Raw genomic sequence first — 23586 nt, 5'->3', positions numbered from 1 at the left:
CCGTGGGTGCCGCCGAACGTCAGCCGGCCACAGCGCGCAATGTGCCGATCGCGGCCCGCAAGTGATGGAGCAGCGGCGTCGCCGAGATCGGCGCGGGGGCCGGTCCCTCGGCGGCGGCGAGGTTGGCGGCCAGGGCGTGTACTCGCGCGGCCGCGGCGGCGGCCCAGCCCGGCTCCCGGCCTGCGGCGAGCAGCGCGCCGATCACACCGGACAGCACGTCACCGGCACCCGCCGTCGCGGCCCAGGATCCGCCTGCCTCGTTCACCAGGATCGGCTTGCCGGGCTCGGCGACCAGCGTGGCGCGGCCCTTGAGCAGCACCGTCACCCCCCACGATTCGGCCAGTTCACCGACCGCGGCGACCCGATCGGCGCCCAGCGGCTGCCCGGTCAGGCGGGCGAATTCGCCGGCGTGCGGGGTCAGCACCGTCGGTGCGGTGCGGTCGCGCACCATGGCGGGATGCTCGGCGAGCAGCGTCAGGCCGTCGGCGTCGACCACGACGGGCAGGTCGGTGGACAGGATCTGCGCCATCCGGGCCCACGCGCCGTCATCGGTGCCCGATCCGGGGCCGAACACCCAGGACTGGACCCGGCCGGCAAGTGCGACATTGCGCGCTGCCACCACCTCCGGATAGTGCGCGAGCACCTCGTCCGCGCCGCTGCCCGCGTATCGCACCATCCCGGAGGTCGCCGCCACGGCCGCCCCGGTACACAGCACCGCCGCACCCGGGTACGCGGCACTGCCGGCACAGATGCCGGTGACGCCCTGGCTGTACTTGTCGTCGGTCGCGCCCGGCACCGGCCACTTCGCCCCGATCTCGCGCGGTTCGAGGGCGGCGAGTCCGGGCTCGGGTAGCCGTAACCCGATAGGTACCAACTCGATTCGCCCGCACCGATCCGCGGCCAGCGCGTGCACGGGTTTGCAGGCGCCGAAGGCGACGGTCACCTGTGCCCGCACCGCCGGACCGTCGACCGCGCCGGTGTCGGGATCGACTCCGCTCGGCAGATCCGCCGCGATGATCGGCGCCTCGATCCGGGACACGATCGCTGCCGCGTCCGGCCGCAGCGATCCGCGCCCGGAGATGCCAACGATCCCGTCGATCACCAGGTCCGGCCGTCCCACGTCCGTCCGCACCCGGCCGCCGGCTTTGCGCAGCGCCGCGAGCCCTTCCGCATGAGCGCGCTCCGGTTTCAGCAACACCGCTTCGACCGCCACACCGCGGCGCCGCAGGAACGACCCCGCCCACAACGCGTCCCCGCCGTTGTCGCCCGAGCCGACCAGCAGCGTCACCGACCGGCCCGCCACACCTCCGGTGCGGGCCCGCAATTCTCCTGCGACGACGAGCGCCAGCCCGTACGCCGCCCGCCGCATCGGCACCCCGGCCGCGACCCTGGTGAACAGCTCCGCCTCGGCCGCCCGGACCGCGTCGACGGAGTAATAACCCCGCTGCGAACACATCGGACACGCACCTCCACTGGTTGCTCGGGCCGCGACCTCCGCAGACTACGCTTGATCATCATGCCTACGCCGCGTCGTCACGCCACCGTCATCGCCACCGGATTCGTCCTCGCGGCGGCGCTACTGTCCGGCTGCGGCTCCGACGAGGAATCCGTCTCCACGCCGACAACCACCGCGATCTCGGCGGCCACCTCCGCCCCCGCCGCCGACGGTCAGGCCCAGACCGTCGTCGTCGACGTCGACGACATGACGTTCTCCCCCGCCGACCTCACCATCTCCGTCGGCGACACCGTCGCCTGGAAGTTCTCCGACGACGTCGTGCACGGCGTGCAGGGCATCGGCGACAAGGCGATGGGCATCAACAGCCCGCTGTTCACCGAGGGCGAGTGGAGCCACACCTTCACCACCGCCGGGACGTTCCGCTACCTGTGCCCCATCCATCCGGAGATGCGCGGCACCATCACCGTGCGGTAGACCTCACACCGGACGATATTCGCGGGTGCGCGGACTGCCGGCGTTCAACGCCTCGACGGCCGAGACCAGCGGCGCCAGTTCGGGATTCGCGGCCGCCTGTTGCAGTGCGCTGGTCAACGCCGCGTCGTGGGTGGGACGGGCCCGGTCGAGCAGTTCGAGGCCGGCCGGCGTGACGTCGGTGTAGATGCCGCGGCGATCGTCCGGGCACAGGTACCGCTGCAACAGCCCGCGATCCTCCAGCCGGGAGACCAGCCGCGTCGTCGCACTCTGACTCAGCACGACCGCCTCGGCGACCTGATTCATCCGCAGGTGCCCGCCGGGCCCGTCGTGCTGCCGGGACAGCACCACCAGCAGTGAGTACTCGCGCACGCTGAGATCGTGGCCGGTCTGCAACGCGCGTTCGATATGCGCCTCGATCCGGTCGTGCAGCAGCGACAGCGCGTACCAGCCATCGGCGAGGCCGGTGAGAGCGGCGTCGGCGGTCATGGATGGTCCTTCCTTCGGAATCTGCCCACCAGGATAGATGACTTCCGAAATAGCCCGCGCTTGCAATTAAATGCATACGCAATTATTGTCGACGCCTGTAAAGCTCGCAGACAACAGTGGAGGCGTTTCCATGCCGCTCGCCCTGCTCGCCCTGACCCTCGGGGCGTTCGCCATCGGCACAACCGAATTCGTCGTGGTGGGGCTGCTGCCCGATATCGCGGCCGACTACACCGTGTCCATCCCGACCGCAGGCCTGCTGGTCACCGGCTACGCGCTCGGGGTCGTGGCGGGCGCGCCCGTGATGACCGGGCTCGGCACCCGCGTCTCCCGCAAACGCATGCTGCTCGCTTCGCTGCTGCTACTGATCGCCGGAAACCTGCTGTCGGCCGTGGCGCCCAGCTTCGCGCTCATGCTGACCGGGCGGATCGTCGCCTCACTCGCACACGGCGCGTTCTTCGGCATCGGCGCGGTGGTCGCGGGCAGCCTCGTCGCCGCGGACCGCAAGGCCGACGCGATCGCCATCATGTTCACCGGCCTCACCGCCGCGACCGTCGTCGGCGTGCCGCTCGGCACCCTGCTCGGCCAGCAGTTCGGCTGGCGCCTCACCTTCGCGCTGGTGGCCGTGATCGGTGTGATCGGGTTCGTCGGCGTCGTCGCGCTGGTCCCCGATCAGCCGGCACCGCGCGATGCCCGGTTGCGTTCCGAATTCTCCGCACTGGCCAACCCGCAGGTGCTGCTCGCCATGGCCATGACGGTCCTCGGCTTCGGTGGCGTCTTCGCCGCGATCACCTACCTCGCGCCGATGATGACCGAGGTGGCCGGCTACTCCGAAAGCTCGGTGACCTGGCTGCTCGTGCTGTTCGGTCTCGGCATGTTCGCGGGAAACCTCATCGGTGGCCGCTACGCCGACCGGCACCTCATGCCGATGCTGTACATCTCGCTCGGTCTGCTCGCCGCGGTGCTGGCGCTGTTCACCGTCACCGCGCACAACAAACCGCTGGCCGCGATCACTGTGATGCTGATCGGTGCGCTCGGTTTCGCCACCGTGCCGCCTTTGCAGAAGCGGGTCCTGGATCAGGCGGCGGGAGCTCCCACGCTGGCCTCGGCGATCAATATCGGCGCCTTCAATCTGGGCAACGCGCTGGCCGCCTGGCTCGGCGGTCTCGTCATCTCGGCCGGGCTCGGCTACACCGCACCCAACTGGGTGGGCGCGCTGCTCGCCGCGAGCGCGCTGGGGTTGGCCGTCGTGTCGGCAAGGCTGGAACGTAGTGCCGCGCGCGTGCCGAACCTCCCGGGCACGGCCGATCCTGCCGCCATCGACAGCCAGGCCATGGCACCCGTCCGCTAGCACGCATCGCCCCGTAGCCCATAGTCCACGCGGCCACCGGCCTCCCGCGAGAGGCCACGTGCGCGAGAGGGCTACTCGCACGATGCGGCAGCCATGTAGCTCTCGACGCTCCGCGGGCTCGGGCGCCGGCGGGCGGATAGACGACGACCCGGACCGATAGCGGTCCGGGTCGTCGTCTGTCGTCGGGCGATCTATTCGACTGTGACGGATTTGGCCAGGTTGCGGGGCTTGTCGACGTCGTACCCGCGCGCCTGCGCCACCTCGGCGGCGAAGATCTGCAAAGGCACCGTCGACAGCAACGGCTGGAACAACGTCGGCGCGGACGGGATCTCGATGAGATCGTCGGCGAACGGGCGCACCGTATCGTCGCCCTCCTCCGCGATGACGATGGTGCGTGCCCCGCGCGCCTGGATCTCACGGATATTGCTCAGCAGCTTCGAGTGCAGCACCGCGCGCCCCTTCGGCGACGGCATCACCACGATCACCGGCAGACCGTCTTCGATCAGCGCGATCGGACCGTGCTTGAGCTCGCCCGCCGCGAAACCCTCCGCGTGCATGTACGCCAGCTCCTTGAGCTTGAGCGCACCCTCGAGCGCGACCGGATACCCCACGTGGCGGCCGAGGAACAGCACCGTCGGCACCTTCGCCAGCTCCCGCGCGATCGCCCGCACCTGCGGCGCCGTCTCCAGCACCCGCGCCACCAGCTTCGGCATGGCCTCCAGCTCGGCGAACTCGCGTGCCACCTCGTCGGGATACTTGGTGCCGCGTGCCTGCGCCAACGCCAGCCCGACCAGGTAGTTGGCCGTCACCTGCGCCAGGAACGCCTTCGTCGACGCGACACCGATCTCCGGCCCGGCCCTGGTGTAGAGCACCGCATCGGATTCGCGGGGAATCTGCGCGCCATTGGTATTGCAGATGGCCAGCACGCGCGCCTTCTGTTCCTTGGCGTGCCGCACCGCTTCCAGCGTGTCGGCGGTTTCGCCGGACTGCGAGATCGCCACCACCAGCGTGGAGCGGTCCAGCACCGGGTCGCGGTAGCGGAACTCACTGGCCAGCTCCACCTCGACGGGCAGCCGCGTCCAGTGCTCGATCGCGTACTTGGCCAGCAGACCCGAGTGGTAAGCGCTGCCGCACGCGACGACGAACACCTTGTCGACGTCACGCAATTCCTGATCGGCGAGGCGCTGCTCGTCGAGCACGATGCGCCCGGAGCCGCCCTGCCCGGTGTCGAAATGCCCCATCAGGGTTTCGGCGACCGCGGCGGGCTGCTCCTCGATCTCCTTGAGCATGAAGTAGTCGTGACCGCCTTTTTCGGCGGCGGCGAGATCCCAGTCGATCGTGAACGGCCGGGTGCGCGAACCCGCGTCGTTGCCGGCGAAGTCGGTGACCCGGTAGCTGTCGGCGGTGATCACCACCGCCTGGTCCTGGCCGAGTTCGACGGCCTCGCGGGTGTGCTCGATGAACGCCGTCACGTCCGAGGCGATGAACATCTCGCCCTTGCCCACGCCCACGACCAGCGGGGTGGACCGGCGCGCGGCGATGATCTTGTCCGGATGGTCGGCATGGGTGAAGACCAGCGTGAACGCGCCCTCCAGGCGGCGCAGCACAGCCAGCGCGCTCGCCTCGAAATCACCCGCCGTCGGACCCTCGGCGTAGGCCCGCGAGACCAGGTGCACCGCGACCTCGGTATCGGTGTCGCTGCGCAGCTCGACACCGGCGTCTTCGAGTTCGCGACGCAGCGGCGCGAAATTCTCGATGATGCCGTTGTGCACCACCGCGACGGCGCCCGCCTCGTCTCGATGCGGATGCGCGTTGCGATCGGTCGGCGCGCCGTGCGTGGCCCAGCGGGTATGCCCCATGCCGGTGCTGCCCGCGAACGCGCCCGCACCGGCTTCGCCCAGCTCAGCCTCCAGATTCGCGAGGCGACCGGCCTTACGTTCCACCGCGATGGCGCCCGCTCCGTCGAGGATCGCGACGCCCGCCGAGTCGTATCCGCGATACTCCATGCGGCGCAATGCGTCGACGACGACGCCGAGAGCATCCCGGTACCCGACGTACCCCACGATTCCGCACATGGCTCACCAGAGTACTTATCGGATAACGTTCACGTCGTGTCGGCGTCTGTGAAATCCCTCCTGAGCACCCTGACCAGCCGCGGCCCGCATCGGGTGCTGCGCGGCAACCTGGCCATCGCGGGCCAGCCCGGCGTCGTGTACACCCCCGATTCGGGCCGCAACCTACCCGCCGTGGCGTTCGGCCACGGCTGGATGTCCGGCTCCGACCACTACCGGTCGCTACTGGAACACCTGGCGTCCTGGGGTTTCGTCGCCGCCGCCCCCGACACCGAACGCGGCCCCATCCCGTCGCATGTCGGCCTGGCCACCGACCTGCTCACCACCCTCGACATCTGCGCCGGCGTTCGCCTCGGCGACGGCGCGATCAGCGTCCACCCCGACAAGCTGGTCCTGGCCGGCCACGCCATGGGCGCCGGCGCGGCCGTCATCGCCGCCGCCCAACGCCGGGTAGCCGCCGTAGCCGCCCTCTTCCCGGCCCCCACCGCCCCCGCCGCCGAGTCCATCGCCGCCGACATCGACACCCCCGCCCTCATCCTCGCCGGCGCCACCGACCTGCGCTCCACCAACTCCAACGCCGTCCCCCTGGCCGCCGCCTGGGGCGGGCCGATGTTGCTGCGCACCATCGACAAGGCCTCCGCCGACGGCCTCGCCGAAGGCCGCCACCTGATGACCCTGCTCGGCGCGGGCAAGCACGAACACAAGACCAGCCGAGCCACGCGAGCGCTGCTCACCGGCTACTTGCTCGCCACCGTCCAGGGCGACAAGACCTACGCAGCCTTCGCCGACCCCGAAGCCTCCATCCCCCACACCCACCTCATCGACCCCCACGCCGACGAGGTGCCCATCGACAAGCCGAGCCCGGCGAAGTTGGGGCAGTTGGTGGCGTTGATGCGGAAGTAGGGCGATGCGGGGCTCCTCCGCGCCCCGCATCGCCCAGCACGAGGCCGCCGACACCCGGGCTGATCCGCCTCAGCAATCCAGCGGTCGATCCTCGGTCTCCCCGCCCCTGGCCCGAATTCCTCACGGCCGCCCTGCGATCAGGCGTCGGCTCCGAACCCGGCAGCACGATCGATACAAGTCGACCAGACCGCCACACCCAGCTAACACATCAGCGCGGCCCCTCTCGGGTTAACCGCGCCGACATGCCACTCGCCGGATTTCCGGCCCCGCCCCGCAGCCGACTACCTAGACCAACCAACTCTTCCGCTGGTAGTACTGCGCCTCTTCATCGTCTTCATCGATCGGCGCGACCACATCCTTGGACCGTCGCGCCTGCATCGACCGAGCGATAGCCTCCCGCTGCTCCCGAGCTTCGGCCTCGAGCCGTTCGCGCTCTTCAGCGGCGAGTCGCTCTTTCTCGGCTTCAACCTCAGCCGCCTCACGGTTCTTCTCATACTCGGCCTCGAGCTTTTCAAGTTCGACTGCCGCTTCTTCCCAGAACTGGCGCATCTCGACGGCATAACGATCAGCTAATTCTTGACCCTTGGCCGCCGTTCGCTGGTTTATCTCTGCAAGGTCGTCCTGCAGACGCGCAGACTGCCACTTGGCTTCTTCGATAATCCGGTCCATTTCGGCCCGATAGTTCACCATGACGGTTCTCCCCGAGTTTCACGCCCTACATCGGTGAAGCACATCACAACGGACCTGCCTCCGAAAGTTCCGCGCCGGTGTCGAACGGCTGCGGCGGTACCTGCTCCGGCGGTACGTGCTGGGGCGGCAGCGGCTGTGCGGGTGGAACAGGCTCCTGTTCTGGCACAGGGATCGGCTCTGGCACGAACCCAGCATCCATACCTTCAGTCTCTGACTGGGGGTAGTTCTGCGACTTGTGTTCGCCATCCTCTTCGCGTTTACCACCAGGCACGCCGCGCGGCATCGCGCCCCCCGACTGCCCCTGGTTCTGATCGGAGTTCTCGGCCTTCTCCCCGTCCGCCTTTTCACCACCGGTTTCGCCAGCCTCACCGACCACCACGGGCAGACCTTGTTCGTTGAGCTCGACCTTATAGTCCGTGGTGGTGCCGTCCGGTTCTGTGACCACCATTTTCAGTTGTCCATCCGGGCCCATTTCCAGCTTGACCTGTTTGCCCGCCAGGTCGAGTCCCGCGTCTTCGTCGGGCTTGCCGTCAGCGTCTTTGTCGTTATCCGGCACACCGTCGCCATCGGTGTCGACCAGCCCGGTGGCACCGGTCTGCAACTGTTGCAATGCGCCGTCGACACCTTCGGTTATCGCCCCTGCCAGCGAGCTCAACCCGTCGCCGACCGCCGAGGCAACGGTGGTGATCAACGGGGCGAGTTCAGTCGCAACATCAGCCAACGCCGCGAGGCCGGTTACAAGCGAGTCGGTGGTCGACTCCTCGTCCTCTTCCTCGGTGGAGGGTGTACTCGGCGTGCTCGGAGTACTTGGAGTACTTGGGGTCGAAGGAGTGCTCGGTGTACTAGGCGTACTAGGTGTACTGGGCTGGCTGGGGGTGCTCGTCTTCGGAGTCGCGGTTGGGCATGGGTACGGCTCCTCCGACAACCCTTTGAAGGAGTCGGTTATTTTCTTGTACGCCTCTTTGACAAGGCCATCGGTCTTGTCGCAGGCCTCGGTGAACTTCTGAACCTTGTCAGGATAATCTTTCTTAAAGACTTCATCGACCCAGTCCCTACACCGTTGCCGCATCTTCTCGTGATACGGACCTTCAAACGGAGCAGCAACATTTCCTACGAGGGCAGTTCCATATTGCCCCCATTTTTCGATCATCCCAACACCGTCGTCGACCTCAGGAAATATCGCCTGCAACCTACTCAGCGCCGTAGATCCCCACATCGCATGAGAAGGACCCATCTCCCGACCTTCGATGATGGTATGGACGTCATCGCGGGATTTTCCATCGATTCTCGCCTCTACGCCGTGCTCCAGAATCTGGAGAACCACATCCGCCTTGATCTTTACCGCTGCGCGCAGTGCCGCAGGCGCAGCGTCCAAGGCATCCCATACGTGCTGAACTACCTCAATATCTTTCTGAGCCAACGTCAATTGCCGGCCGATCATGTATGAAGCGTTCGATGCCGCCTCTCCCTGCCAAATATTGGGTAGAGTCTGCGCATAACCCTGCTGAACACCAAGCTGCTCGCGAGTGCTATCGAGAACCTGCTTTATCGCGTCCGCTGCATTCTGAAATTTTCCTTCGTCGAGATCGCGTTGCTCATCAAGGCGTTGAGCTAGTTTCCCATACTCAGGGATTCCAACGGCGGCAGGCTCGACCATCTTGTAAAGGGGGCCGAAGTGCTCAAAGTAAACCAAACTGCCTGTGGCGATCTCTAGCAGTTCGTTAACACTTGCACCCTCAGGAACAGAGAAAGTCCTATTTTCCGCCACCGGAATCAGCTCCCAGCCTTGGTCGTATCCGTGGCATTCTGCTCGTCTACATTGGATATGGACACAATGTTGGCACCGATTGTGTCACCTGAGATGGATCCGGCCTCAGCCCAGTCCTCCAACCATTTCTTTACAGCTTCCAAACCGGTCTGGATATCGCGGCCTTCGGTGCTGTAATGCCTACCAACCACCGACGGACCGACCAAATTGTCGGCGACTTTCTTGACCTGGTCTTTGATCACCGCCGCCGAGCTACGCAAGTCATTCCCCAGCTTCCCCAACTCACCGGTCTTGACCCCGACCGTCGAGCCCGAATCCGTCGTCATCGACCAGTCCCCTCCATCCCTGCTCCTCGTTCACGACCCGAACCGTGCTCGGGGTCGAGTGCTGTCTACTAGGTTTCGACGCACTCGACCCCGGTTCGGTTCCATCGGATCTCGCCCGGTTCGCCGGCGAGATCGCTTGCGGGGAAATCTACTGGGCTCGGCGGGGCCGGCCAAGCGCAGCCGAACGCCCCTACTTCTCCCCCAACCGCCCCTCGTCGGTCTTCCTCCACTCCCCCGACCCGTCCGGGTTCCGGTGGTACTCCCACGCCGCGTAGTCCCCGTCGTCCTCCACCACGGTGACGTGGTCGGCGTAGCCGTCGAGGTCGGTGTCGGTCCAGACGTGCATGCCGTCGTCGTCGGTGGTGGTGATGGAGTCGAGGATGCCGTCGCCGTTGATGTCCTGGGTGGGGCTGTTGAGTTCGACGGCCCCTAGGCCGTCCAGGGACGAGGATGCGTCGATGTCGGGCAGATCGAGGCCGGGGAATTCACCCGAGCTGATCATGGCTCCTCCTGAAACGGGGCTCGTGGGGGCGCGGTCACCAGCCGAATGGCGGACGGCTACATCCTGTCATCCGCTCGCGGTCGCCGTCGAGTGCGCTGCGGCCGCTGTCATTCGACGACGAGGCGGTCGCGGTCGAGCTCGGATGGGGCTGCACGAGTCGGCGGCCGCGCGATGATCCGCGCGGCCGCCGTTCAAGAGGCTCGGAAGCCCCTGCCTACTTCTTCGGGATGATGATCCACAGCACCAGGTAGACCAGGAACTGCGGTCCCGGCAGCAGGCAGGACAGTACGAAGGCCAGGCGGACGATATTGGCGTTCCACCCGAAGTATTCGGCGATGCCGCCGCAGACTCCGGCGATCCACTTGTCGCTGGTGGAGCGGGTGAAACGGCGTGCGGGTGCGGTCATGGGAACTCTCCTCGTGTCGATCGCTTCCCCATCCACTGTCCGCGAATCCGGCCGTCGTGGCATCGGTCCCGGTACTGATACCCACCCTGATTTCCGCAGGGCCCGGACTCAGGGTGTCCACCGACACACGGCACACTCGTGCAGGTGAGCACCACTCTGCACGCGCGCGGCCTGTCCGCCGAACACGGCGAACGCACCTTGTTCAGCGGCCTGGACCTGACGCTCGCGCCGGGCGATGTGATCGGCCTGGTCGGCGTGAACGGCGCGGGTAAATCGACCTTGCTGCGCATGCTGGCCGACCGCAGGGCCGCGTCGGGCTCCATCACGCTCAGCCCGCCGGACGCGACGATCGGCTATCTCGCACAGGAACCCGAACGCATCCCCGGTGAGACGGTGCTCGAATTCCTCGGCCGCAGAACCGGCGTGACGGCCGCGCAGCAGATCATGGACGCCGCCGCGGAACGTCTGGCCGACGGCGGCGACGACGAATACTCACCCGCCCTCGAACACTGGCTCGCCCTCGGCGGCGCCGATCTGGATCAACGGGCACTGGAGGTGGCCGGCGAACTCGGCTTGACCGACAGCCTGCCCAATGGCCTCGACACCCCGATGACGGCCTTGTCCGGCGGTCAGGCCGCGCGTGCGGGTTTGGCCTCGGTCTTGTTGTCCCGCTTCGACATCCTGCTGCTGGACGAACCGACGAACGACCTGGATCTGGACGGTTTGGCCCGCTTGGAGCAGTTCGTCACCGGCGTCCGGGTTCCGCTCATGGTGATCAGCCACGATCGGGAATTCTTGGCCCGCACGGTGAATCGGATCGTCGAGCTGGATCTTCCGCAGCAACGGGTCGATGTCTACGACGGCGGCTACGAGGCTTTCCTCGCCGAACGCGAGATCGCCCGCAGGCATGCCCGCGAAGCCTACGAGGAATTCGCCGACACCAAGGCGAATCTCGAAGCGCGCGCCCAAATGCAGCGCAATTGGCTCGAACACGGTGTCCGCAACGCACGCCGCAAGTCCCGCACCGATTCCGATAAGGCCGGCCGCAAGATGCGCGCGGAGTCCACCGAGAAACAGGCGGCGAAGGCCAGGCAGACCCAGCGCCGCATCGAGCGACTCGAGGTGGTCGAGGAGCCGCGCAAGGAGTGGGAGCTGCGGATGACGATCGCCGCCGCACCACGCAGCGGCTCGGTGGTCGCCACCCTGTCCGAAGCGACCGTGTGTCGCGGAGATTTCCGGCTCGGCCCGATCACCACGCAGATCGACTGGGCCGACCGTATCGTGCTCACCGGCGCGAACGGCGCGGGCAAGTCGACGCTGATCTCCCTGCTGCTGGGAAAGTCGCTGCCCGACAGCGGATCCGCGTCGCTCGGGTCGGGCGTCGAAATCGGCGAGGTCGACCAAGCCCGCGGCCTCTTCCGCGGCGAGTCCCCACTCGCGCACACCTTCGGAACCGAAATGCCCGACTGGCCCGACGCCGACGTGCGCACCCTCCTCGCCAAATTCGGTCTACGCGGCCCGCACGTCGGCCGCCCCTGCGAGACCTTGTCTCCCGGCGAACGCACCAGGGCCGCACTGGCTTTGCTCCAGGCGCGTGGCGTCAACTTGCTCGTCCTCGACGAGCCCACCAACCACCTCGACCTCCCCGCCATCGAACAGCTCGAGCAGGCCATCGACTCGTTCACCGGCACCATGCTGCTGATCACGCACGACCGCCGCATGCTCGACTCGGTTCGCGCCACCCGCCGCTGGCATCTGGCCGACGGCCTGTTGTCCGAGGGGTGAGGGTGCGACCCGAGCTGCCGGCGAATGGCACACGTCCTAGTATCGACCCGGTCGACCGATCGGACGGGGGAAGGCGAGCTGGATGCGTGAGGGTGAGGTCTTCGCCGGCTATACGATCGACCGGCAACTGGGTCGAGGCGGGATGGGAGCGGTCTACCTGGCCCGGCACCCGCGCCTGCCGCGCCGTATCGCACTGAAACTGCTGAACGAGGAACTGTTCTCCGACAAGGAACTCCGGGCCAGGTTCGAACGCGAGGCCGACCTGGTCGCGCAACTCGACCACCCCAATATCGTCGCCGTCTACGACCGCGGCGCCGACGACGGCAGGCTGTGGATCTCGATGCATTACGTCGACGGCGTCGACGCGGCGACCGTCGACCCGCGCACGCTGCCCCCGACGCGTGCCGTCCAGATCGTCGCCGAAACCGCCAAGGCACTCGACTTCGCGCACAGCAGAGGCGTGCTGCACCGCGACGTCAAACCCGCGAACATCCTGCTCGCCAACGGCGGCAACGGCCAGGAACGTGTCTTCCTCACCGATTTCGGGATCGCCCGCATCGCCGGCGAAGCCAACCGGCTCACCCAAACCGGCACGTTCACGGCCACACTCGCGTACGCGTCCCCGGAACAGCTCACCGGCGCGGACATGGACGGCCGGTCCGATCAGTACTCGCTGGCATGCACGCTGTACTGGCTGCTGACCGGTTCCGCGCCGTACGAATCCACGCATCCGGCCACCGTCATCCAGGGCCACCTGCAACGGCAACCGCCGCCGGTGTCGACGGCTCGTGCCGGGCTTCCCCCGGCCCTCGATGCCGTGCTGGCCCGGGCGATGGCGAAACGCCCGGCCGACCGGTTCGCCTCCTGTTCCGAGTTCGCGGAGGCGGCTCGGCGCGCGTTGGCCGGTGAAAGCCCGCATCGATCAGCACCGCATATCCCGTATCCATCGGCACCGAACGCGTCGGCGGCACCGGGCCCCGCGCCGCATGCCTCGGCGCCGTCGATACCCGGCACGCCGGCCATCGGCCCAGGGCATCCGAGCTTCCCGCAGCACATCCACGGCCACCCACCGCAGCAGAGCCCGATCCCACCGGGCGCGTTCGCCTATCCCCCGATGCGCCCGCGCCGCCGTTCATACGTCGGGTTGTGGATCGGTCTCAGCATGATGCTGATCATCGCTGTTGTCGCCGGCATCGGAACGTGGGTGGCGATCGCCAACCGCGATACCACTCCACCCCAGCGTGATATCGAGGAAATGCGACTCGCCTTCCCGAACTTGCTTCCACCAGGTGAGGTTCCGGCGGGACAGACCTGGGCGCAGGGCCGCGGGTTCGGCGACATGGGTTGCAGCGCCACCGTGATGAACGACCGCAGCCGGCTCCACTGGACCTTCATCCACGGTGCCGCCCCGGACATGGGGAAGCCGACCGCCTACTGGGATTGCTACTACGCCGGCAGCTACATGATCCCGGAAGACATCATCCGCTGGCCGCAGATGCGAGTCTTCCGGTACAAGTCGGCATCCGAAGTCCAGCAGGTCATCCAGGGCCTCGGGGCGAGCCCCGTCGAACAAGACCTCAACAACAACGGCAGACAGTACTCCAACGTCAAGGCGGGCTCCGAACCCACTTCTTCTCCCCGAATCGCGACGATCTTCCCGAACGACCCGAAGCGTGAGAACCTGCTGATCTACTCCTACGGCCTCGGCGCGAGCAATGATCCGTCGATGGATCAGCTGCTCGACTGGTGGAAGAAGCTGCCGATCGACTGAGGGCGGGCCGTGCCCGCCGTCGGCCACCTCGACCCCGACGGGTGCCTCACGACCGACGGCGAGCCGGCAATGACGTGATGGCCGCTGCGTGCGTCCCCTCGCCGGAGACTCGGGGACTCACGTCAAGCGGCTGCACTCAGCTACGGTCGAACCTGCCGTCGGCGATCCCAGCAGTGAATGCTTGCCAATCGCTCGGGGCGAAGGTGAGCATGCCGCCTGCCGGATTCTTGGAGTCACGAACGCCGACCCGGTCGCTCGGGAGGAATGCGACTTCTACGCACTCGCCCGTGCCCTGGCTGTAACTGCTTTTGAACCACTCGGCAGATGTTGGATCGGATGTCATGCCAAGTACTCCTTCGCTACCTGCCGTAGCAGGCCCCTGCTGGTCACTGCATCCAGCGATCGCGCACGGATGCGGTCGTACGTTTGACGGTAACACGCGACGTCCGCAGGCTTCTCCAGATACAGATTGCCCACCGTACTTCCTTCGATGAAGACGACGGATGGCTCGACGGGCCTGTTTACCGCACTTGTGCCGAAATCCAGAATCACGCACGGGCCGACTGACATCCCGGCAGGAAACCCCGCGCTGAACGGCAACACGAGCAGCTCTACGTTCGGAAGTGTCGACATGTCGGCAAGCTTCTTCAGTTGCATTGCCATCACTCTCGGGCTGCCGTTTATCCTGCGCAACGCACTCTCGCCGATGACAGCATTCACAGTGACCGGCTGGCGCTTGCGCGTGACGACGTGCTGACGTTTCAGCTTCAGCTGTACCCAGGCATCCTGTAGCTGGTCGCTGGCGTTCGGCATGGCCACCACGTTCAAAGCACGCACGTAGTCAGCGGTCTGAAACAGTCCTGGTACCAGCTCGGGCTGAAAGGTAGTGATTTTGGTTGCCGCAGACTCCAGCCCGAAATACACGTCGAAGTCCCTCGGGATCAGATCGCCGAACTCATGCCACCAGCTCTTCACGTTCTTCTGCTTGCCGAGCCCGGTGAATGCGGCGACCAGTCCTTCTGGAACCCCGTAGAGCTCACACGCCGCCTCGACGTGGCCGATGTTGACCTTGTCGTTCTGTCCGTGTTCCAACCGGTACAGAGTGGTCTGTCCGATCCCGAGTAGCTCAGCCGCCTGCCGCAGGCTCAGCCCGGCGCGCGTTCGCCAGTCCATCAAGTAATGCCCGAGCCGTCGTCGCGGCACATTGGATCCGGTGTCCTGCATGGAGTCCTCCCCATCGAGGGCGGGCCAGTCGACCCGCAAAACGGGTAGAGCAAGGGCACTGCCGCGGGAGAAATGCTGGGCTTTTGCGCGATCACGGCCGCTCGGCCGCAGTCCGTTCACATCACCCCGGGACAGATGGTTCGCTGATGCGTGCCGATGCCGCCCCTGAAGAATCCGAACTCAATGTAGCAGCATCGGCGCAGGACGAAAGCCCTTATCCCAGAGCTCGATCGGAGCCCGACCATGCAGGAGGTCTCGTGTAGCGAAGGTCCGCCATCGACCCCGCCGAATCGGAACGGAACGGTGAGACGACGCGATCAGAAGTAGGAGTCTTCTTCCTGTTCGCGCAGCACCCGGACACCATCCTCGATCCACCGAGTGAAGGCGCTCGTGAAGTCCTGCGGATTGGCGGGGCGGACATCGAGGTGAGTCCGGTTGCGCTCCTCCAGGTAGCGACCGTCGGCGGAGATGTCGTACCACTGCATCGCACGGAAGCGACTGGGCGCGGCATGAAAGTTGCCGAGCCGGAGGATGGCATTTCCACCACCGTCGGCAGGGCGCCGTGCCAGCCGATCGAAGCGTTCGCGTTCTCGACTACGGACGTCATCGCCGAAGTACCCGTTCCCGGAACCGGATTCGATATCCCGCACATCGAATGTGGCGGGCCGTTCGCGGCCAGGCGGACATGGCGGTATCGAGGCAGTGAGAGCCGCGGGAAGTTGGTCGGAACGAATCAGTTGAGCGCGAATATCGCCGAACTCTTCGCCGATTGCAGTCTGGCTCAGTACGGCCGCGTAAGAGTAGTTGCGCGCACCGACGATGCGCAGGTCCTTGCGGGTACGACCGTCCCCACCCCGATGCGCTGTCGAGCCGAAGAAGATCTCCACCCGCATGTCACAGTTCGCAACGGTGTGTTTCAGCAGATCGATACGCTCACGCTCGTCACCGGTGTACTTGGCGTGAACAGCGGCACAATGCGCCTCATACCCGCCGAGGGTAGGGAATCGACTGCGGTAACGCAGCGGCGTGGGCATCCGGTCGTTACCCTCGTCGAACCAGAGGGCGGCAAAGGTGTCCGGCTCCCATGTCCAGGCCATTCGGTCAAATCCGTTTCATTCGTGCGTAATTCGGTGTGGGTGCGGTGAGCGGGGGCACCTTCATCACATCGTCTGGCGTGCGATCCCTGCCGAGCCCAGTGCGGACGCACCGGTTATCGGGTCATGTTCGAGGCGGGCCATCCGCAGGCCGGGCGGCGGGGATGTCCGCGCCGAGCACGCCACCGGGAATCGTGCGGGGCTCATCGCCGAGCAGCTCCCGCGCGTTTTCCTCGTTGACAAGGTAGTCGGGCGTCTTGCGGTCGGTCTCGTTTTCGCCTCCGCTGCCGCGCCCCGCCCCTGGTGCACCCATCATCGGCATGCCGGAGCGTCCAGCACCAGCGCCGGCGGCCCCCGAACCTCCTGCGCCCGCAGCGGCGGGAACACCGGTCACCATCGGATTTCCGGCGAGGCTGCGCCCGGCCCCGGGAATACCAGACCCTGGCAGGCCGCTCGAACCCGAAGAACCGCCCGAACCGCCCGAACCGCCTGCGCCGGGGAATCCGCCGCCCGACCCTGGCAACCCTGAGGTCGAAGAGGCAGAGGTCGTGGGGCTCGAAGCCGAGCTGCTCGGCACCGTACTCGCCGGCGTTGTGGACGTGGGATCCGTCGAGGACGGCGTCGTGGTGTCGTCCGTGGTGGAGTCCTCGGTGGTCTCGTCCTCGGTCTGTTCCTCGGTACCGGGCTGCACTTCCTCGCCGGTATCCCCGCCACCGTTGTCGTCGCCGCCTATACCGCCGCCGGTGTCGCCACCACCGTTACCGCCGCCCCCGCTGCCATCGCCACCACCGTCGCCGCCGCCCTTTTTCCACTCTCCCGGTGGCACGTCCCCGAGTGCCACCGGATCCCGCGGCTGCGGCAACGACGGAATCAGCTTGTCGGTGATCCGGGCCGCGTCTGTGTATGAAGTGCGGACGAGATTCTGAGCCTCCCGCTCCAGGTCACCCTCGTGGTCTCCGTCGAACCAGTCGCCCGGATTCAGCGGCGACTGAGGGTCGTCGGAGTACTCGGGCATGTTCTTCTTGGTCTCGCTGACCGCATTCACCATCTCGCTGACTCGAGAACTCAATGCGTTCAGCGCTGGAGTCAGAGCCAGTGCGTCGCTGGCGTAATCGGAGATTGCCTGCCGGGCCGCTTGCGCCGCGGGGCCGTCCCACGCTGATTCGCTCGATCGTCGTATCCGGGCGGCGAACACTGTGACAGTGTCGTCCCAATCTTTTGCGATCGCCGCGTACTGGTCCTTTGCCGCGTTGGCCTCGGTAGGATCCATCCCTTCGAAAGTGCTCCGAAGGGTAGCGTGCGAGTGCGCTCCGGGGTTCTCCGGATCACGGATTCGTTCGTCCTCGAATGTGAATCCGGTCATTTCTTCCCCTGTAGACCGTGCGGAATCGAGGCCTGCGCTTGGTTGTACTCGGCCGCGAACGAACTGTCAGTCTGCTGATATCGTTCAGCTATTGTGCGATGAAGTTCTTGAATACTGTCGACTATTTGGTAGTGGCGTTCCAGGATCGCATGCACGGTGTTTCCGCTCGGATCTCCTTCCGCCTTGCCGCGGAACCACGACACCAAGGTCCCGCCGGTCTTGATCCACTCAACACCTTCGCCGAGGCCCCACTTTTGACGCCCAGAAATGTCTTTAGCTAGCGTTTGCAGATCTCGAATCTTGTTCTTCATTGCTTCGCAGTCACGCTCGATGTAAACGAACTCTTCAGCGTTGACGCGGATGCTCTCATTGAACGATAGCGATACCTGTCCATCCTTGGCGGCGTCGATTATGTCCTGCATCGGACGTTTACCATCCTGAGTCATTGCCCCTCCCCGAGTCCTGAACTGATACGCATCCTCATGCCCCCGCCGGAACCAACGGCAGCACCTTTCCAGCCAGCCGGAGCGCAATGTCGCATGCGTTCTCGTGCCCCGTCTTTCGACCGGACGTCGGGTTATTAACCGAGAACTCGAGGCTCCCGCCTTGCATCTGCGCATTCAGTCGACATTGCGTTGTATCGCCAGCAGTATCGGGTGCATACAGCACGGTGCGGCCGCTGACAGTGCCCTCCTGGCTACCGGGGTTGGCCTTTTCACGAACCATGTCGAGAGTGAGGTTCGTCGCGCTGATGCCCGCGCCGTAGCCATCGGAGACCACCCATCGGCACCCCTGCCACTTCACCTTGCCGCGCTGCATGTTGTCCTTGGACGATTCCCCGCCCGTAGAACGCAGCCCCTCTGAATCCAGGACCTCCTGCGGGATGTCTGTGCATGGCGCGAACCCGCTTGGCACGTCCTCCGCAATCGTCTGTTCAGCCGCTGACGTACCGGCCGACCCCCCCGTCGGCTCCGCCGTCCCCTCCGTGGACGACCCACACCCCGCCAGCACCAATACAGCACTCAGACCGGCCGCTGCGGCATACGCCGACTTGCGCATGATGTTCATCAATCCCCTTCGCCGATGCCCGATACATGCCGCCGCTGGGCCCGGACCGGCTCCTCCGCCCCCGCGAAAACTACCGATGACGGTATCGGGCACCGGTCCAGCTGGCAACAGGCGCGCAGGCAAAGTCGGGTGCGCCGGCCGAAGGCAGCTTTTCCGGTCACGCCGGCGATCAGCCCGCAGGTTTCACCGGGCCAGGAAATGCCAGCCGAGCCAAATCCACAGCGGGAGAGTCAGCAGGCGGGCGGTTCTCGTACGCAAGGCGAAGGCTACTACGGCGCCGAGTGGGGCGAGGGTGTCGCGGCGTAGGTGCGCTATCAGCGTGAGAGTCAGCGCGATTCCTAGGAGGATCGCGAAACCGGTGATGAGGACGGCTCTTTCGCTCATCGCCGTACCAGCCACCAGCCGGCCGCGAGCCAGGCCAGCCAGCCCGCGTACCGGACGGGGCCCTGTTCGAGCAGTGGATCCAGCAAGGTCGACAGGGTCGGATAGTCGTCGTGAGCGATCGACCGATCCGGTTGCCGCAGATAGGCATACCCCTGCCAGGCGAGCAGCGCGACGAGAAGCAAGGACCAAGCGATCAGGCCCCTGCGGAGTGCGGCTGATTTCGACGCGGAACCGCGCATCGCGGGACGGGGTGTCCCGCCGACGCCGTTATCGCCCGGCCTGGCCCACGGTAGGAAACGGGACGGGCACAACGCCAACACTGCCGCGACGATGGCGACGGCGGCGACCATCGTGGCCGAGGACCAGTGAAACGGTGACGTCAGCGCGCCGATGAGAGCCAGTCCGACCAGGCACACCGGCACCACAGCGCGCCCGAGGGCCGGGCGCCGGGCAGATGACGGCTCAGCGGCCATAGCTCGCAGGATACGGCTGAAGAACCGACATCGGCCCCAGGCCGACGATCTTCGTCCGCGCTGGGCCCCGGATCGCAATGCGGGCCCTCTGCCGTGAGCAGCCGGGCCGGACGCATCGGGCCACAGCACCCGCCCGCTAGGTTGAGGGCGTGAGTAGCACCGAAGGTATGCGGCTGGTCCTGGCACACGGCGCGGAGGCGGAGTTCGCGTTGGGTCTCGACACGCGGCTGACGCTTCTCGCCACGGGCCTGATCTTCCTTTCGGCGCTGGTCCTGGGCACCTGGAAGTACCACGGCATCCGCACCTCACCCGACGGAGCCGCGCACATCTACGTCGACATCGCGCACCGGGCCGCGCTCATGTACGCCTTCGCCGGCCTGGTCCTCGCCGTCTTCACCGAGCTCAGCGCGTGGCCGACGGCGGTGAATCTGGCGGCGGACGCGATCGTGCTCGCATTCTTCGCCGGCGCCATCGCCACCTACGCCTGGCACGGATACCGCCGCGACACCACCAACCAATTCCGCGGCGACATCGACCTGAGCATGCGGCTATCGATGCTGGCCCTCATCGCCGGGGAGATCGGCGGCTTTCTGGTGCTGTTCACCGGCTTCCTGGCCGGCCAGTTCTGACGAACCCCGGCCAGTGCTGAGGAAACCTCAGACCGCGGCGACTCGTTTGGCGAGATCCTCGGCCAACTGCTCGGCGCGGGCCAGGTCGGTGGCTTCCACCATCACCCGGATGAGTTGCTCGGTTCCGCTGGGCCGCAGCAGGACTCGGCCGGAATCGGCGAGCGCGCGTTCGGCTTCGGCGACGGCGTCGAGGACGTCGGTCGCGGCCATCACGGCGGCCTTGTCGCTGACCGGCACATTCACCAGAATCTGCGGCACGGTCTGCAATACCGACGCCAGGTCGGCCAGGGTGCGGCCGGTCGCGGCCATGCGGGCCATGAGTTTGAGGCCGGTGAGGATGCCGTCGCCGGTGGTGCCGTGGGCCGGGAGAACGACGTGGCCGGACTGTTCGCCGCCGAGGGTGAAGTGGCCGCGGCGCAACTCTTCGAGCACGTAGCGATCGCCGACGGCGGTGGTGCGTACGGTGATTCCGGCTTCGCGCATGGCGATGTGCAGGCCGAGGTTACTCATTACGGTGGCGACCAGGGTGTTCTCGGCGAGCTCGCCGGCATCGCGCATGGCAAGCGCGAGGATGGCGAGGATGGCGTCGCCGTCGACGACGTTGCCAGCGGCATCGACGGCCAGGCAGCGGTCGGCGTCGCCGTCGTGGGCCAGCCCGAGGTCGGCGCCGTGTTCGCGAACCGCGCGCCGGACCTGGTCGAGGTGGGTGGAGCCGCAGCCGTCGTTGATGTTGAGGCCGTCGGGGTCGGCGTTGATCGCGATGACATTCGCGCCCGCTTCCCGGTACGCGGCCGGGCCCACCTCGGAGGCGGCGCCGTGCGCGCAGTCGACCACCACGGTCAGGCCGTTGAGTTCCTGCCCGGTGGCCTCCACCAGATGCTCGACGTAGCGCTCGTGCGTTCCGGCGACGCTGTACTGGTCGGGAATGGCGAACCCGTGATCGCGCACCCCGGTCGAGCCGAGGACCCGGCCGATCCCGGCGCCGGTCGGCCGCACCGGAGGCTCGTTCATCAGCGCCTCGATCCGGTCCTCGATCGCGTCGTCGAGTTTGCGCCCACCGGCGGCGAAGATCTTGATCCCGTTGTCCGGCATGGGATTATGCGAGGCGGAGATCATCACGCCGAGGCATGCGTCGTAGAGGCCGGTGAGGTAGGCGACGGCGGGCGTCGGCAGCACGCCGACCGACAGCACATCGACCCCGGCGGCGGTGAGCCCCGCGGTGACGGCCGCCTCCAGCATCTCTCCGCTGGCCCGCGGATCACGCCCGACGACGGCCAGCGCGCGCTTCTTGCCTCGACTCAGAATCTGTGCCGCGGCGCCGGACACACGCAGCGCCAACTCCGGCGTCAGCGACTCGTTGGCCAGTCCGCGAACCCCATCGGTGCCGAACAGACGTCCCATACCTCGTCCCTCGATCGATGCATCCTGCCGCGTCCGCGACCCCACCCCGCGAACGCCGCACTTCCATACAGCACGAGAGCAGGCGCCCAGCGATGCTGGAAGCCTGCTCTCGTACAGGTGCCGCGCCGACCGTACCGCTTCCGGCACCAGCAGGGTGCCGGAAGCGGGCAGTCGACGATGCGAAAATCAGCGCTTCGAGTACTGAGGCGCCTTACGGGCCTTCTTCAGACCGTACTTCTTACGCTCGGTGGCGCGCGGGTCACGAGTCAGGAAGCCGGCCCGCTTCAGGGCGGGACGATCCTCGGGGGTGACCTCGATCAGCGCACGGGCGATGGCCAGGCGCAGCGCGCCGGCCTGGCCCGACGGGCCACCGCCGACCAGGCGAGCGTGCACGTCGAAGCTCTCGGTGCGCTCGACGGTGACCAGCGGCGACTTCACCAGCTGCTGGTGCACCTTGTTCGGGAAGTAGTCCTCGATGGTGCGGCCGTTGAGCACGAAGTTGCCGGTGCCCGGCAGCAGCCGGACGCGGACGACGGCTTCCTTGCGGCGGCCGACGGTCTGCACCGGACGGTCGATGACGACCGGGCTGTAGGTCGCCTCGGAGTCGTAGCCGGCCTCTTCGTAACCGGCACCGTCCTCGACCACCTCGACGGTGGTGTCCTCGACGGTGTATTCCTCGTTGAATTCCTCGGGAGCGGTCACTGGGCCACCTGCTTGATCTCGAACGGAACGGGCTGCTGGGCGGCGTGCGGGTGGTTCGGGCCCGCGTAGACCTTCAGCTTGCCCGCGATCGCGTTACCGAGCTTGTTCTTCGGGATCATGCCCTTGACGGCCTTCTCCACGAGACGATCGGGCCGCGACTCCAGCACCTGACCGACAGTGCGCGACTTGAGGCCGCCCGGATGCCCGGAGTGGTGGTGGATGAGCTTGTCCTGCTTCTTGTTGCCGCTGATGGCAACCTTGTCAGCGTTGATGATGATGACGAAATCGCCACCATCGACGTGCGGAGCGTAGGTCGGCTTGTGCTTGCCACGCAGCAGATTCGCTGCCTGAACGGCAAGACGGCCGAGCACTACGTCAGTGGCGTCGATGACGTACCACTTGCGGGTCACGTCACCAGCCTTCGGGCTGTACGTAGGCACAGTGCTTCCCTGTCTGTCGTCGGTGCTGCCGGCCAGGTGCGTGGTCGAGGTCGTTCCCGGCGGCCGGTTGAGACCCGGGCCTCGGCATGCCACACACCAGCTGGCCACGATACCAGTCGGGTATGGGTGCGGCGAAACCGGAGCGTGCGCGTGGGCCGCCGCGGTGGCTCAGATCTCGAGCGGTGGCCCGAAGTCGGCTGCTCCCGGCGGACCCGGCACCAGGTAGCGCAGGGTGTTGACGCCGGGTTGCTCGCATTCGCCCGGGAGGGTGCCGCGCACCGTGGAGATGCCCGACGGCGGTTCCAAGATCGCTTCCGGGGTGAGCGAGCAGGCCACCGGTGCCGCGCTGGTGCCCGCGGCCGCGGCGAGCTCGGCCGCCCCCGCCTCCGACGACATCGCGAACGCCACGAGCGCGACCGCACCGGCCGCCGCCTGGGCTCCGAACAGGTTTCCCTTCATCTTGTCCCACACCTTGCCCTTGCGGTCGAGGTGGTCGTGATCATCGGCATGATCTCGGCTCGGCGACGACGCGGCGGCGGATTCGCCGGCAGGCCGCGCGTACGGCGCGGGCGCACCGCCAACTTCCGGCGGACGGGTGAACCGGCTCGCGGCGGCCTCCGCGCTGTGACGCCCCCCGCCCTCGGCCATCGGCGGCCGTTCCCGCATCTGCGGGTTCGGCGGCGGTGTCGGCCGCTGCTGCATCGGTGGACGTTGCGCACCCGGTGGTTGCTGCGGCGGGCGGGCGGCCTGCGGATGCTGCGGCGGCGCCGGGCGCGACGGCGGCGGCCCGGGCGGGGCAGGCCTGCCGCCGGGCTCCGGAT

General features: G+C 66.9%; 25 protein-coding genes and 1 pseudogene. 6 read left to right on the top strand and 20 right to left on the bottom strand.

The genetic code is table 11. The annotated features are described in order from the left end of the window. Window positions 1–19: 19 nt before the first annotated feature. Window positions 20–1456, bottom strand: a complete 1437-nt coding sequence (locus RJ05_RS04550) for an NAD(P)H-hydrate dehydratase (protein WP_036533433.1) — start codon at window positions 1454–1456, stop codon at window positions 20–22. Between the two features lie 60 nt (window positions 1457–1516). Between RJ05_RS04550 and RJ05_RS04545 the strand changes: the two genes are divergently transcribed. Then, entirely contained in the window at window positions 1517–1930 is a 414-nt protein-coding gene (locus tag RJ05_RS04545; protein ID WP_051016243.1) for a plastocyanin/azurin family copper-binding protein, read from the top strand. A gap of 3 nt (window positions 1931–1933) precedes the next feature. On the opposite strand, the gene RJ05_RS04540 is transcribed toward RJ05_RS04545, so the two are convergent. After that, on the bottom strand, window positions 1934–2416 hold the full coding sequence (locus RJ05_RS04540) for a MarR family winged helix-turn-helix transcriptional regulator (protein WP_036533431.1): 483 nt from the start codon (window positions 2414–2416) through the stop codon (window positions 1934–1936). Window positions 2417–2546: 130 nt separating this feature from the next. Here RJ05_RS04540 and RJ05_RS04535 point away from each other — a divergent pair, with 130 nt between their 5' ends. Continuing rightward, window positions 2547–3764, top strand: a complete 1218-nt coding sequence (locus tag RJ05_RS04535; protein WP_036533430.1) for an MFS transporter — start codon at window positions 2547–2549, stop codon at window positions 3762–3764. 191 nt (window positions 3765–3955) lie between these two features. Here the strand turns inward: RJ05_RS04535 and glmS are convergent, their stop codons facing one another. Beyond that, window positions 3956–5839 carry a glutamine--fructose-6-phosphate transaminase (isomerizing) gene (glmS, locus tag RJ05_RS04530; RefSeq protein WP_036533428.1) on the bottom strand — a complete coding sequence of 628 codons (1884 nt, stop codon included), beginning with the start codon at window positions 5837–5839 and terminating at the stop codon, window positions 3956–3958. Window positions 5840–5875: 36 nt separating this feature from the next. On the opposite strand from glmS, the gene RJ05_RS04525 reads away from it, so the two are divergent. Beyond that, complete coding sequence (locus tag RJ05_RS04525; protein ID WP_036533427.1) at window positions 5876–6739, top strand: poly(ethylene terephthalate) hydrolase family protein; 864 nt, start codon at window positions 5876–5878, stop codon at window positions 6737–6739. Window positions 6740–7024: 285 nt separating this feature from the next. Here the strand turns inward: RJ05_RS04525 and RJ05_RS04520 are convergent, their stop codons facing one another. The 5 genes from RJ05_RS04520 to RJ05_RS04495 form a co-directional block, all read right to left on the bottom strand. Next, window positions 7025–7429 carry a hypothetical protein gene (locus RJ05_RS04520; protein WP_036533425.1) on the bottom strand — a complete coding sequence of 135 codons (405 nt, stop codon included), beginning with the start codon at window positions 7427–7429 and terminating at the stop codon, window positions 7025–7027. Window positions 7430–7472: 43 nt separating this feature from the next. Next, the gene (locus tag RJ05_RS29810) at window positions 7473–9197 is read right to left on the bottom strand and encodes a hypothetical protein (RefSeq protein WP_138445719.1); all 1725 of its coding nucleotides are present in this window, start codon (window positions 9195–9197) and stop codon (window positions 7473–7475) included. A gap of 5 nt (window positions 9198–9202) precedes the next feature. Next, entirely contained in the window at window positions 9203–9523 is a 321-nt protein-coding gene (locus RJ05_RS04505; RefSeq protein ID WP_036533421.1) for a hypothetical protein, read from the bottom strand. Between the two features lie 190 nt (window positions 9524–9713). Next, window positions 9714–10025: a DUF6802 family protein gene (locus RJ05_RS04500; RefSeq protein ID WP_036533419.1), complete on the bottom strand. Its 312-nt coding sequence runs from the start codon at window positions 10023–10025 to the stop codon at window positions 9714–9716. A gap of 214 nt (window positions 10026–10239) precedes the next feature. Further along, window positions 10240–10431: a PspC domain-containing protein gene (locus RJ05_RS04495; protein WP_036533418.1), complete on the bottom strand. Its 192-nt coding sequence runs from the start codon at window positions 10429–10431 to the stop codon at window positions 10240–10242. 144 nt (window positions 10432–10575) lie between these two features. Here RJ05_RS04495 and RJ05_RS04490 point away from each other — a divergent pair, with 144 nt between their 5' ends. Both RJ05_RS04490 and RJ05_RS04485 read left to right on the top strand, forming a co-directional pair. After that, entirely contained in the window at window positions 10576–12216 is a 1641-nt protein-coding gene (locus tag RJ05_RS04490; RefSeq protein ID WP_036533456.1) for an ABC-F family ATP-binding cassette domain-containing protein, read from the top strand. 82 nt (window positions 12217–12298) lie between these two features. Then, window positions 12299–13987, top strand: a complete 1689-nt coding sequence (locus RJ05_RS04485) for a serine/threonine-protein kinase (RefSeq protein WP_036533417.1) — start codon at window positions 12299–12301, stop codon at window positions 13985–13987. A 136-nt stretch (window positions 13988–14123) separates the two neighbouring features. On the opposite strand, the gene RJ05_RS29805 is transcribed toward RJ05_RS04485, so the two are convergent. The 8 genes from RJ05_RS29805 to RJ05_RS29200 form a co-directional block, all read right to left on the bottom strand. Beyond that, window positions 14124–14330 carry a DUF397 domain-containing protein gene (locus tag RJ05_RS29805; protein WP_081597167.1) on the bottom strand — a complete coding sequence of 69 codons (207 nt, stop codon included), beginning with the start codon at window positions 14328–14330 and terminating at the stop codon, window positions 14124–14126. Beyond that, window positions 14327–15211, bottom strand: coding sequence for a helix-turn-helix domain-containing protein (locus tag RJ05_RS04480; RefSeq protein ID WP_036533415.1), 885 nt, complete (start codon window positions 15209–15211; stop codon window positions 14327–14329). The genes RJ05_RS29805 and RJ05_RS04480 overlap by 4 nt, the downstream gene beginning before the upstream one ends. A gap of 317 nt (window positions 15212–15528) precedes the next feature. Then, window positions 15529–16308, bottom strand: coding sequence for an ESX secretion-associated protein EspG (locus tag RJ05_RS04475; RefSeq protein WP_036533414.1), 780 nt, complete (start codon window positions 16306–16308; stop codon window positions 15529–15531). A 121-nt stretch (window positions 16309–16429) separates the two neighbouring features. Beyond that, window positions 16430–17575: a hypothetical protein gene (locus RJ05_RS30500; protein WP_156090795.1), complete on the bottom strand. Its 1146-nt coding sequence runs from the start codon at window positions 17573–17575 to the stop codon at window positions 16430–16432. An 89-nt stretch (window positions 17576–17664) separates the two neighbouring features. Continuing rightward, on the bottom strand, window positions 17665–18114 hold the full coding sequence (locus tag RJ05_RS04465; RefSeq protein WP_036533413.1) for a hypothetical protein: 450 nt from the start codon (window positions 18112–18114) through the stop codon (window positions 17665–17667). A gap of 34 nt (window positions 18115–18148) precedes the next feature. Beyond that, complete coding sequence (locus RJ05_RS04460) at window positions 18149–18736, bottom strand: DUF3558 domain-containing protein (protein ID WP_036533411.1); 588 nt, start codon at window positions 18734–18736, stop codon at window positions 18149–18151. 183 nt (window positions 18737–18919) lie between these two features. Continuing rightward, window positions 18920–19120, bottom strand: a complete 201-nt coding sequence (locus RJ05_RS04455) for a DUF6186 family protein (protein WP_036533410.1) — start codon at window positions 19118–19120, stop codon at window positions 18920–18922. Next, window positions 19117–19593 carry a hypothetical protein gene (locus RJ05_RS29200; RefSeq protein ID WP_138445723.1) on the bottom strand — a complete coding sequence of 159 codons (477 nt, stop codon included), beginning with the start codon at window positions 19591–19593 and terminating at the stop codon, window positions 19117–19119. Before RJ05_RS29200 ends, RJ05_RS04455 begins: the two co-directional genes overlap by 4 nt. Window positions 19594–19760: 167 nt before the next feature. On the opposite strand from RJ05_RS29200, the gene RJ05_RS04445 reads away from it, so the two are divergent. Continuing rightward, window positions 19761–20222, top strand: a complete 462-nt coding sequence (locus RJ05_RS04445; protein ID WP_051016232.1) for a hypothetical protein — start codon at window positions 19761–19763, stop codon at window positions 20220–20222. A gap of 27 nt (window positions 20223–20249) precedes the next feature. Here the strand turns inward: RJ05_RS04445 and glmM are convergent, their stop codons facing one another. From glmM to RJ05_RS04425, 4 genes and pseudogenes are all read right to left on the bottom strand, one after another. After that, the gene (glmM, locus tag RJ05_RS04440; protein WP_036533409.1) at window positions 20250–21623 is read right to left on the bottom strand and encodes a phosphoglucosamine mutase; all 1374 of its coding nucleotides are present in this window, start codon (window positions 21621–21623) and stop codon (window positions 20250–20252) included. Between the two features lie 186 nt (window positions 21624–21809). Then, window positions 21810–22325 (bottom strand): 30S ribosomal protein S9, encoded by a 516-nt coding sequence (gene rpsI / locus RJ05_RS04435; RefSeq protein ID WP_014349188.1) that lies wholly within the window; start codon window positions 22323–22325, stop codon window positions 21810–21812. Beyond that, a complete protein-coding gene (gene rplM, locus RJ05_RS04430; protein WP_036533407.1) occupies window positions 22322–22765 on the bottom strand; it encodes a 50S ribosomal protein L13 in 444 nt (147 codons plus the stop codon). Before rplM ends, rpsI begins: the two co-directional genes overlap by 4 nt. 168 nt (window positions 22766–22933) lie before the next feature. Next, window positions 22934–23586, bottom strand: a pseudogene (locus RJ05_RS04425) (hypothetical protein); the annotation flags it as partial.

Origin of the sequence: Nocardia cyriacigeorgica NBRC 100375, from assembly GCF_000308555.1 — a bacterium.
GTDB classification, from domain to species: Bacteria; Actinomycetota; Actinomycetes; order Mycobacteriales; family Mycobacteriaceae; genus Nocardia; species Nocardia cyriacigeorgica.
The sequence above is the reverse complement of the archived record's forward strand: the minus strand, read 5'-3'. Positions and strand labels throughout refer to the sequence as shown.